Raw genomic sequence first — 11,413 nt, forward strand, 5'->3', positions numbered from 1 at the left:
GTCAGGCTTCGTGGACGACCGAAGGAGTAATGATGCTCATCCCCTCTGTCCTGCCCTCTCGCGGCCGAGCGCCGCGAGCCTCCACCGGGCGGCGGATCGTGGCGGCACTCGCCGCGACCGCTGTCATCGGGGCAGGCCTGGCGGCACCCGCCGCCGCCGACGTCCTCCCTCCCCAGGAGCCGGGCGTCACCCTCCGCACCTTCCAGCTCGCCAGTGACCCGGGCGGGGTCTGCACCCTGCGCTCGGCCACGACGCCGAACGTCGACAAGCTCATGCCGACGATCGACTGGCGTACCGACGCCGACTTCGGCGCCTCCGACAACTTCATCACCCACGCGCTGGCCACCCTCACCGCTCCCGAGGACGGCAACTACGGCTTCCGCGTCACCAACGACGACGGCGCGCTCGTCTACCTCGACGACCAGCTCATCCTCGACAACGACGGCCCCCAGGACTCGACGTCCGTGGAGACGACCGTCCCCCTCACCGCCGGGTCGACGTACGACCTGCGCATCGAGCACTACGAGGGTGGCTACAACCAGCGGCTGACCTTCTCGTGGCAGACCCCGGGCAGCACGCAGTGGGAGGTCGTGCCGACCTCCGCGCTGAGCACCGAGGCCGGCGTCGTCCGCGTCACGGCCCCCGGCGTCAAGTTCTGCGAGGGCGCGACCGACACCCCCGGTGACGGCCTGCGCCTGTTCGACGTCAACCCCAACTACGAGCTCGTCGACCTGCGCCCGGAGGGCTTCGCCCCCGCGGTCTCGGCGCTCGACTTCACGGACGAGGGCGAGCTCGTCGTCGTCACCGCCGGACAGGTGAGCCCCGGCGGCTGGCAGCCCGACCCCTACACCGGGCAGGTCTACCTCATGGACGGCGTCCAGGACGCCGACGGCCCCGAGGACGTGAGCTACCGGCTCGTCCACGAGGGGCTCTTCAACCCCATGGGCGTGGACGTCATCGGTGACTCGATCTTCGTCTCCGAGCGGGACGGCCTCACCGAGCTCGTCCCCGACCCGGCGTCGGCGGACCCGGAGAACCCCACCTACATCCGCAACCCGGAGTACACGGACGGCAAGTTCGCCACGTGGCCCGACGGCGGTAACTTCCACGAGTTCGCTTTCGGCCTCGTCCACGACGAGGAGAACTTCTACGTCAACCTGTCCGTCGCCATCAACAACGGCGGCGCGTCGACGAACCCGCAGCCCGCGGAGAACCGCGGCACGACGATCGCGATCGACCGGGAGACCGGTGAGGTCGACTTCATCGCCGGCGGCCTGCGCACCCCCAACGGCATCGGCTGGGGCGGCACCGAGGGCACCGACCTCTTCGCCATGGACAACCAGGGCGACTGGCTGCCCAGCTCCAAGCTCGTCCACATCAAGGAGGGCCGGTTCTTCAACCACTACACGAACCCGGCCGGTCCCTTTGACGACCAGCCGGTGTCCCCGCCGGCCGTGTGGGTGCCCCAGAACGAGATCGGCAACTCCCCGAGCGCCCCGTTCCAGCTGACCGAGGGCCCGTTCGCGGGCCAGATGCTCTTCGGTGACGTCACCTACGGCGGCCTGCAGCGCGCCTTCCTCGAGGAGGTCGACGGCGAGTACCAGGGTGCCGTCTTCCGCCACACCGCGGGCCTCGAGGCCGGCGTCAACCGCACGATCGTCGGCCCGGACGGCGCCATCTACGTCGGTGGCATCGGCGAGGGCGGCAACTGGGGCGAGGCGGGCAAGCTCCGTTACGGCCTGCAGAAGCTCGAGGTCGTCGGCGACGACACATTCGACATCGCCGAGGTGCGCGTCGTCGAGGGCGGCTTCGAGGTCGAGTACACCCAGCCGCTGTCGGAGGAGACGGCCGAGAACCTCTCCGAGGCCTACGACGTCACCCAGTGGCGCTACATCCCCACCCCGTCCTACGGCGGCCCGAAGGTCGGCGAGGAGTCCCTCCTCGTCTCCGGCGCGGACCTCTCCGAGGACGGCACGACCGTGACCCTGGCCATCGACGGCCTCAAGCCCGGTCACGTCGTCCACCTCCGCTCACCCCGCCCGTTCACGGACGCGGACGGTGACGAGCTGTGGAGCACCGAGGCCTGGTACACGCTCAACTCCCTGCCCGGCTACACCGGTCCCGCCGACCTCGGCTACTACGAGGCGGAGGAGGCCACCCTCCTCGGTGGCGCGAACACGCAGAACGAGCACAACGGGTACTCCGGCACCGGCTTCGCCCAGAACATCCAGAACGTCGGCGCCGAGGTGCGCTTCACCGTCACCGTGGACGAGGCGGGCACCCACCCGATCCACCTGCGCTACGCCAACGGTCCGCACCCGTCCGACATGGACAAGACGATGTCGCTTTACGTCAACGGGGAGAAGGTCGGCCCCTGGGAGCTGCCTCGCCTCGGCGACTGGAAGACGTGGGCGACCGTGAGCCGCGACGTCGAGCTCGACGCCGGCGCGAACACCGTCGCGCTGCGGTACGACGAGGGCGACGACGGCAACGTCAACCTCGACGTCCTGTCCGTCGGGGCCCCGGACATCTGCGAGCCGATGACGCCGGAGGCGGGCTACACCGCCCTCTTCGACGGCACGCTCGAGAGCTTCTCCGACTGGCGCCTCGCCGGTGCCGGCTCGTTCGGGCGCTGGGACGACTGCTCGCTGCGCACCTCCGGTGGCATGGGCCTGCTCTGGCACCCGGAGGAGCTGGGCGAGTACAGCCTCAAGCTCGACTGGAAGCTCGTGAAGGACGACAACGGCGGCGTGTTCGTCGGATTCCCCGACCCGGGCAACGACCCGTGGGTCGCCGTCAACGAGGGGTACGAGATCCAGATCGACGCGACGGACGCGGACGACCGCACCACCGGTGCGATCTACACCTTCCAGGGCGCCGACCTCGAGGCCCGCGACGCCGCCCTCAACCCCGTCGGGTCGTGGAACAGCTACGACATCCGCGTCCAGGGCGACAACATCAAGATCTACCTCAACGACGTCCTCGTCAACGACTTCACGAGCACCGACCCGGCTCGTGACCTCAGCTCCGGGTTCATCGGGATCCAGAACCACGGCGGCGGCGAGACCGTCTTCTACCGCAACATCCAGGTCAAGGACCTCGCCGCAGTTGAGGTGACGCCCGAGGCGGTGACCTTCGCCGACGAGGCCGGCACCGAGAACGACACGTTCACGGTTCCCGCGGTCGAGGGCGTCGAGTACGTCGTCGACGGCGAGGTCGTCCCCGCCGGCACCCACCCGGGCACCGGCACGGTCACGGTGACGGCACGCGCCCTGGACGGCTACGTCCTGGCCGAGGGGGCCACCACCGAATGGAGCGCCACCTTCTCCACCGACGGCAGCGGGCCCGTGCTCGTCCCGGCCGACAAGGTCTCGATCGGGATGTTCTCCCTCATCCCATGGGTCGGCAGCGACGGTCTGCCGTCGGTGCTCGCCCGCCTGGCGGAGATCGGCTTCCAGAACGTCGAGCCCTTCGGCAGCAACTTCAACGGCTACACGGCCGAGGAGTTCCGTGCGATGGTCGACGAGATCGGTCTGAAGGTTCCGTCCTCGCACTACAACACCGCCGAGGCGACCTTCGACCAGACGCTGGAGTTCGTCGACACGCTGGGCCAGGAGTACGTGGGCTCGGGTGGCTTCGTCCAGGGCCTGAACTTCGACACCTACGAGTCCACCCTCGCGGTGGCCGAGGCGATGGACCGTCTGGGCGAGCGTTCGGTGGAGGCCGGGATCGGCAAGTTCTTCGGTCACAACCACGACGGTGAGTTCCGCAGGACGTACGAGCACGAGGGTGAGGAGCTCTCGGTGTGGGAGATCCTCGTCCGTGAGACGAACCCCGAGTACGTGACCTTCCAGCTGGACGTGGCCTGGGCTGCGCACGCTGGTGTGGACGTCCCTGCTCTCATCGAGGAGTACGGCGACCGTATCGAGCTGCTGCACGTCAAGGACGCCGTCAACGTGGCGGGTGAGGGTCGTCCGACCTTCACCAACCTCGGTGAGGGTGAGGTCCCGCTGCAGGAGATCCTGGCCGCGGCCGAGGAGCACGCGGACATCGCGCTCTACGTCCTCGAGTACGACGTCGCCCCTCAGGGCGAGAACTTCGCCGAGACCGGGTTCGAGTACCTCACCGGCCAGGCGGCCGGCGAGGAGGGCTCGCGTCCGGTCGAGGTGACACCCGCGGCGGTGACCTTCACCGACGAGGACGGCACGGAGGCCGACACCTACACGGTCCCGTGGAGCGTGGGAGTGGAGTACCTCATCAACGGTGAGGTCGTGGAGCCGGGCGAGCAGGCCGGTACCGGGACCGTCACGGTGACGGTGCGCCCCCTGGCGGGCTTCGTCCTCGCCGACGACGCCACCGCCGAGTGGACGCACACCTTCTCCGAGGACGGCGGTGAGCCGGAGCTCGTCGAGGTGACGCCCGCGCCGGTGACCTTCACCGACGAGGACGGCACCGAGAACGACACGTACACGGTCCCCGCGGTCGAGGGCGTCGAGTACGTCGTCGACGGTGAGGTCGTCCCGGCAGGCGAGTACGACGGCGCCGGCACGGTGACCGTCACGGCCCGCCCGGCCGAGGGCTTCGTCTTCCCCGAGGGCGCTGTCGCCGAGTGGACGCACACGTTCACCGACGAGGGCGGCGAGCCGGAGCTCGTCGAGGTGACCCCCGGGGCCGTCGTCTTCGCCGACGGCCCCGGAGCCGAGAACGACACGGTGATGATCCCCTCCGTGGTCGGGGTCGAGTACCTCGTCAACGGCGAGGTCACGGCTCCCGGGACGCACCCCGCGTCGGGGACCGTGACCGTCGTCGCCCGTGCCCTGGACGGCTACGTCCTGGCCGAGGGCGCCGCGGCGGAGTGGGTCTTCACCTTCACCACCGATGGGGGACAGCCCCCCGCACCCGACCGTCGCACCGCGGAGTTCCACCTGTCCAACACGTGGCGCGGATCGACGGACGTGCACTTCATGTACGGCCGCTGGGCCGACGAGGTGCTCATCGGTGACTGGGACGGGGACGGCAAGGACACCATCGCGGTCCGTCGCGGGAACCAGTTCCACGTGTCCAACGCCCAGCAGGGTGGGGACGCGGACGTGGTCCTCACCTACGGCCGGCCCGGTGACGTCATCCTCGTGGGTGACTGGAACGGGGACGGCACGGACACCTTCGCGGTGCGCCGTGGCAACGAGTACCACGTGAAGAACTCGCTGCGTGGCGGGGACGCGGACTCGGTGTTCCGCTACGGCCGCGAGAACGACTCCGTCATGGTCGGTGACTGGGACGGCAACGGCACGGACACCTTCGCGGTGCGCCGTGGCGCCACCTACCACGTGAAGAACTCCCTGCGCGGCGGCGACGCCGACACGGTCTTCACCTACGGCCGCGCCGGTGACGTGACCCTCGCGGGTGACTGGGACGGGGACGGCCGGGACACCTTCACGGTGCGTCGCGGGGCGACCTACCACGTGAGCAACGCCCTGCGTGGCGGGGCCCCGGACACCGTCGTGACCTTCGGTCGCGCCAGTGACGAGGTGCACGTGGGTGACTGGGACGGCAACGGCACCGACACCCTCGGCATCCGTCGCCCGGTCGGCCCGGCGCCCGTCGCCAAGGAGGTGGGCAGCGCCGCCAAGCTGGGCTGATCCGCCCTGCTGACCGTCGACAGCCGGGTTCCCGCCACGAGGGGACCCGGCTGTCGGCACGTCCGGGGAGGCATCGAGTGAGTCAAACGTCGGTGTGCTCTCGGCCCGCCACTGCGAAGAACCCTTTACGATGGCCGCGTGACCAACGTACTTCTTGTCGAGGACGATCCGGCGATCGCCGAGCCGCTGGCCCGCGCACTCACGCGTGAGGGCTATGACGTGCGGGCTTTCAGCACGGGTCAGGGGGCGATCGACAACTCCTCCGGCATGGACCTCATCGTGCTGGACCTCGGTCTGCCGGACATGGACGGCCTGGACGTCGCCCGCTGGGTGCGCGGCCAGGGGATGACCACCCCGATCCTCGTGCTCACCGCACGCGCGGACGAGGTCGATCTCGTCGTCGGCCTCGACGCCGGCGCCGACGACTACGTGACCAAGCCCTTCCGGCTGGCCGAGCTGCTCGCCCGGGTACGGGCGCTGCTGCGCCGCGCCGGGGGCGAGCTGACCGACGAGGACGAGCTCGACGCCCAGGACGTGCGCGTCGACGTCGCCGCCCACCGTGCCTTCCAGGGCAACCGGGAGCTGCAGCTGACCGCCAAGGAGTTCGAGCTCCTGCGGGTGCTCGTGCGCGAGGCGGGCTCCGTCGTCGCCCGTGACGCGCTCATGCGCGAGGTGTGGGGCTCGGACCCCACCGGGTCGACCAAGACGCTGGACATGCACGTCTCCTGGCTGCGTCGCAAGCTCGGTGACGACGCCAACGACCCCCGGTACATCACCACGGTGCGGGGGATGGGCTTCCGCTTCGAGACCTCCGGCGAGGGCTGAGGCAGCGTGCGTCGTCGTGCAGTGACGATGACGCTCGTGGCGGTCACCGTCGCGGTCCTGCTCCTCGGGGTGCCGCTCGCCGTCTTCGGTGGGCTCATGATCTGGGACGCCGAACGCGCCACGCTGGACCTCCGGGCGTCCTCGCTGGCGCGCTCCGTCGAGCGCCGCGTCTCCAACGGCGAGGAGCTCGACGACGCGATGCTCGCCCCCTGGGTGGGCGGCGACAGCAACCTCGAGGCGCGCATCGTCGTCCAGGACGCCCTGGGGCGGCGCTTCGTCGCGGGCCCGGTCATCGAGGGGCACGTCGTGCGCTCCCTGGAGACCACGCCGAGCGGCGCGACCGTCCGGATGGAGGTGCGCGCCGGTGAGGTCCAGTGGATGGTCGTGCGGGTCGTCGCGCTCGTCGTCGTCGCGGCGACGGTCGCGCTCGGCGTGAGCGTTCTCGTCGCCCGGCGCCAGGCGCGCAAGCTCGCCGCGCCCCTCATCTACCTCGCGGCCAGCGCCGAGCAGATCGGCTCCGGCCAGGTCCGCCCCCACCTGCGCAAGTCCGGGATCGAGGAGATTGACCTCGTCGCCGCCGAGCTCACCCGCACCGGCGACCGCCTCGCCGGGCGGCTCGCGGCCGAGCGGCAGTTCGCCGCGGACGCCTCCCACCAGCTGCGCACGCCCCTGGCCGCGCTGTCGATGCGGCTGGAGGAGATCCAGGCGATCGCCTCCGACGACGACATCGCCGAGGAGGCGCGCATCAGCCTCGAGCTCGTCGAGCGGCTCACCGGCGTCGTCGACGACCTGCTCCGCAACTCCCGGCAGGCGGGTGGCGGGACCACGGAGGCGCTGCGCCTCGAGGACGTCTTCGCGCAGCAGGCCGAGGAGTGGGCGCCGACCTTCGCCGCGGCGGGCCGCGACCTCGTGCTGCCGGGCGAGACCGACCTCGCGGTGCTCGCGACGCCCGGGGCGCTGGCCCAGGTGCTGTCGACGCTGCTGGAGAACTCCCTCAAGTACGGCGAGGGCACGACGACGGTCAGCGCGCGGTCCTCCGCCTCCGAGCACGGCGTGGTCATCGAGGTCGGTGACGAGGGTGCGGGCGTGTCCGACGACCTCGCCCCCGACATCTTCGAGCGTTACGTCACCGCGGGGAAGGGGACCGGCCGTGGGCTGGCCCTGGCGCGCGACCTCGTCGCAGCCGACGGCGGGCGGCTCGAGCTCGCGCAGCGGCGCCCGCCGGTCTTCGCGATCTTCCTCTCAGCCGTCCCGAAGACCTTCGACCCCGCCGTCGTCCTCCCGCAGGGGTCCCTCGTGAGCATGGGCCGCCGCCGCCGCCGCTGGTAGCCCGCCCACCCTCCCGCCCCACCCTCCTGCCACACCCTCCCGCCGACAGCCGAGTTGTCGTCGACAGCCGAGTTGTCGTCGAGAGCCGAGTTGGCGTCGACAGCTGAATTGGTGTCGACAGCTGAGTTGTCGTCGGTAGCCGAGTTGTCGGCGAGCTCGCTCGTTGCCGCTGCGTCGTCGATAGCTCGGCTCTGGGCGGGAGGTGGACTGCGTGGTCGGTAACTCGGCTGTCGGCGGTAAGTCGGCTGTCGGCGGTAACTCGGCTGTCGGTGAGGAGGGGGGAGGCCGCTGGGGCGGTCAGTCGCGGGAGGTGAAGACGATGTGGCGGTAGCAGAAGTACCGGAACAGCGTCCCCAGCGCGAGGCCGACCCCGTTCGCCGCGATGTTGTCCGCGAGCGGTGAGGTGAAGCCGAGGACGTAGTGGGAGACGGCGAGGGTTCCCACGGCGAGGAGCATGCCGCCGGCGTTGACGAGGAGGAACCACATGAGCTCGCGACCGCGCTCCTCGCGTCGGGAGGCCGCGAAGGCCCAGTACCGGTTGCCCAGCCAGGACACGAGCGTCGCCACGACGACGGACAGCACCTTCGCGGTGAGCGGCTTGTGGCCCAGCACCTCGCCCGGGCCGAAGCGGAGCAGGTTCATCAACCCGACGTCGACGACGAAGGCCACCCCGCCGACAGCACCGAACTTGAGCATCTCGATCATCCGCTGGCGCCAGCGCAGCCACCGGGTGCCCGCCACAACCCGGGCGCCGACGGCCTCTCGGTCCTCCCGGCTGCCGGTGGGCAGTTCCGCCGCGGTGTGGGACGAGGTCACCTCGCCAGCGTACCGGCAGTAGGCTCGCCAACCGTGGCAGCAGTGGTGGCAGTCGTGGGAGGCGGGCAGCTGGCCCGCATGATGCAGCAGGCGGCGATCGGGCTCGACGTCCGCCTGCGCGTGCTGGTCGAGGCCGCGGACGGCGCGACGGGGCAGGTGGTCCCGGACGCGCCCGTGGGCCGCGCCGACGACGGCGCCGCCGTCCGAGGCATCCTTCCCGGCGCGGCCGTGCTGACCTTCGAGCACGAGCACGTCCCCGGCGAGCTGCTCCGGCAGCTCGAGGCCGAGGGGGTCGCCGTGCGCCCCGGCTCCCGCGCCCTGCGCCACGCCCAGGACAAGATCGTCATGCGCGCCGCCCTCACCGAGCTCGGCGTCCCGTGCCCCCGCTGGGCAGCGGTCCGCACCCGCGAGGAGCTGACCGCCTTCGGTGACGAGACGGGCTGGCCCGTCGTCGTCAAGACCGCCCGCGGCGGCTACGACGGCAAGGGGGTGCGGGTCGTCCCCACCGCCGAGGACGCCGGTGACTGGCTCGACGCCCTCACCGGCGAGGACGCCCTTCTCGCCGAGGAGCGCGTCCCCTTCACCCGCGAGCTCGCCGTCCTCGTCGCCCGCCGCCCCAGCGGTGAGATGCGCGCGTGGCCGGTCGTCGAGACGATCCAGCGCGACGGCGTGTGCGCCGAGGTGCTCGCTCCGGCGCCGGGCCTGGACCCCGACCTCGCGGCCACCGCCGTCGACGTCGCCACCCGCATCGCCGAGGGCCTCGACGTCACCGGGGTGCTCGCCGTCGAGATGTTCGAGTACCCGGCCGACGACGACGGCGGCTCGCGGATCGCGGTCAACGAGCTGGCGATGCGCCCGCACAACTCCGGCCACTGGACCATCGACGGCGCCGTGACGAGCCAGTTCGAGCAGCACCTGCGCGCGGTGCTCGACCTGCCGCTGGGACCGACAGACCCGCGTGCGCCGGTGAGCGTCATGGTCAACCTCCTCGGCAGCGAGCTGCCCGAGCCGGGAGCCGCACTCGGTGAGGTGCTCGCCCGCTGCCCGGGCGCACGGGTGGAGCTGTACGGCAAGGAGGTGCGGCCGGGGCGCAAGCTGGGTCACGTCACGGTCTACGGTGAGGACCTCGAGTCCGTCCGGGCCGAGGCGCGCACCGCGGTCGCGCTGCTGCGCGGCGAGGACGAGCACACGGGCTGAGCGAGAGGGAGATCAGGATGGACGTCGGGATCGTCATGGGGTCGGACTCGGACTGGCCGGTCATGGAGGCCGCCGCCGACGCGCTGGAGGAGCTGGGGATCTCCTTCGAGGTCGACGTCGTGTCGGCCCACCGGATGCCCGACGCGATGATCACCTACGGGCGTGAGGCCGACGCGCGCGGTCTGCGCGTCATCGTCGCCGGCGCGGGGGGTGCCGCCCACCTGCCGGGCATGCTCGCCGCCGTCACCCCGCTGCCGGTGATCGGCGTTCCCGTGCCGCTGCGCCACCTCGACGGCATGGACTCCCTCCTGTCGATCGTCCAGATGCCGGCCGGCGTGCCGGTGGCGACCGTCTCCATCGGCGGTGCGCGCAACGCGGGCCTGCTCGCCGCACGCATCCTCGGCGCCGGGACCACGGACGCGGCTCTCGCGCTGCGGGCGCGGATGTCCGCCTTCCAGGACACCCTGCGCCAGCAGGCCGAGGACAAGGGCACGCGCCTGCGCTCGAGCCGCCGCCACACGCCCGGCTTCTCGGTCTGATCGAACCTGTTCGGATTTGATGGACCGCGGGCGACCGTGGCGGGTAGCCTGAGCCCATGAGCATCATGGTTACCGGTGGAGCCGGGTACATCGGCGCGCACGTCGTGCGGCTGCTGCTGGAGCGGGGCGAGGACGTCGTCGTCGTCGACGACCTGTCCACGGGCCGTGCGGACCGCGTCGGGGAGGCGACCCTCGTCGAGCTCGACGTCGCCGCCGGTGACGCCCAGCAGCGGCTCGAGCTCGTCATGAGCGAGCGCGAGGTCGACGGCGTCATCCACTTCGCCGCCCGCAAGCAGGTGGGCGAGTCGGTCCAGCGACCGGCCTGGTACTACCAGCAGAACGTCACCGGCCTGGCCAACGTCCTTGCCGCGATGGAGACGGTCGGGGCGCGGCGGCTCATCTTCTCCTCCTCCGCGGCGGTCTACGGCATGCCGGACGTCGAGGTCGTCACCGAGGACACGGCACCGCAGCCGATCAACCCCTACGGGGAGACCAAGCTCGTGGGCGAGTGGCTCATCGCGGATGCCGAGCGCGCCTGGGGCCTGCGCTCGGCGAGCCTGCGGTACTTCAACGTCGCGGGTGCCGGCTGGCCCGACCTCGGCGACCCCGCCGTGCTCAACCTCGTGCCCATGGTCCTCGACCGCCTCGCCGAGGGGCGGCGGCCGACGATCTTCGGGGACGACTACCCCACGCCGGACGGCACCTGCGTGCGCGACTACATCCACGTGCTCGACCTCGCCCACGCGCACCTCGCGGCCCTCGACCAGCTCGGGCAGGGCGAGGAGCGGCTCTTCAACGTCGGCACGGGCCAGGGCGCGTCGGTCGCCGAGGTGATCGCCGCGATCGGCCGGGCCTCCGGGCTGGACGTCACGGCCGACGTCGCCGAGCGCCGGGCCGGTGACCCGCCCCGGCTGGTCGCCTCCGCCGACCGCATCGGCGCCGTCCTCGGGTGGAAGGCCCGGCACGGGCTGGACGACATCATCGCCAGTGCCTGGGAGGCCTGGCAGGCCGGCCCCCGCCGCATCGGCTGACCGCCCGGCCCAGCCCCGCACGCGCCGACAGCCGGAC

General features: G+C 71.5%; 7 protein-coding genes. 6 read left to right on the top strand and 1 reads right to left on the bottom strand.

The genetic code is table 11. From position 1 onward, the window contains the following. Positions 1-32 precede the first annotated feature (32 nt). From GD632_RS09780 to GD632_RS09790, 3 genes are all read left to right on the top strand, one after another. Positions 33-5,639, top strand: a complete 5,607-nt coding sequence (locus GD632_RS09780; protein ID WP_226924787.1) for a family 16 glycoside hydrolase — start codon at positions 33-35, stop codon at positions 5,637-5,639. A 138-nt stretch (positions 5,640-5,777) separates the two neighbouring features. Then, the gene (locus GD632_RS09785) at positions 5,778-6,464 is read left to right on the top strand and encodes a response regulator transcription factor (protein WP_152191527.1); all 687 of its coding nucleotides are present in this window, start codon (positions 5,778-5,780) and stop codon (positions 6,462-6,464) included. A 27-nt stretch (positions 6,465-6,491) separates the two neighbouring features. Then, positions 6,492-7,793, top strand: a complete 1,302-nt coding sequence (locus GD632_RS09790; RefSeq protein ID WP_319633113.1) for an ATP-binding protein — start codon at positions 6,492-6,494, stop codon at positions 7,791-7,793. A 297-nt stretch (positions 7,794-8,090) separates the two neighbouring features. On the opposite strand, the gene GD632_RS09795 is transcribed toward GD632_RS09790, so the two are convergent. Beyond that, positions 8,091-8,609, bottom strand: coding sequence for a GtrA family protein (locus tag GD632_RS09795; protein ID WP_226924788.1), 519 nt, complete (start codon positions 8,607-8,609; stop codon positions 8,091-8,093). A 42-nt stretch (positions 8,610-8,651) separates the two neighbouring features. Between GD632_RS09795 and GD632_RS09800 the strand changes: the two genes are divergently transcribed. Genes GD632_RS09800 through galE form a run of 3 tightly spaced genes read left to right on the top strand, consistent with a single transcriptional unit; the run spans position 8,652 to position 11,376 of the window. Then, a complete protein-coding gene (locus GD632_RS09800; RefSeq protein WP_152191627.1) occupies positions 8,652-9,806 on the top strand; it encodes a 5-(carboxyamino)imidazole ribonucleotide synthase in 1,155 nt (384 codons plus the stop codon). A gap of 17 nt (positions 9,807-9,823) precedes the next feature. Then, a complete protein-coding gene (purE, locus tag GD632_RS09805; RefSeq protein ID WP_152191531.1) occupies positions 9,824-10,345 on the top strand; it encodes a 5-(carboxyamino)imidazole ribonucleotide mutase in 522 nt (173 codons plus the stop codon). Positions 10,346-10,401: 56 nt separating this feature from the next. After that, the gene (galE, locus tag GD632_RS09810; RefSeq protein WP_152191533.1) at positions 10,402-11,376 is read left to right on the top strand and encodes a UDP-glucose 4-epimerase GalE; all 975 of its coding nucleotides are present in this window, start codon (positions 10,402-10,404) and stop codon (positions 11,374-11,376) included. The last annotated feature ends 37 nt before the right edge of the window (positions 11,377-11,413 follow it).

It is taken from the genome of Georgenia satyanarayanai, from assembly GCF_009193135.1.
Taxonomy (GTDB): Bacteria; Actinomycetota; Actinomycetes; order Actinomycetales; family Actinomycetaceae; genus Oceanitalea; species Oceanitalea satyanarayanai.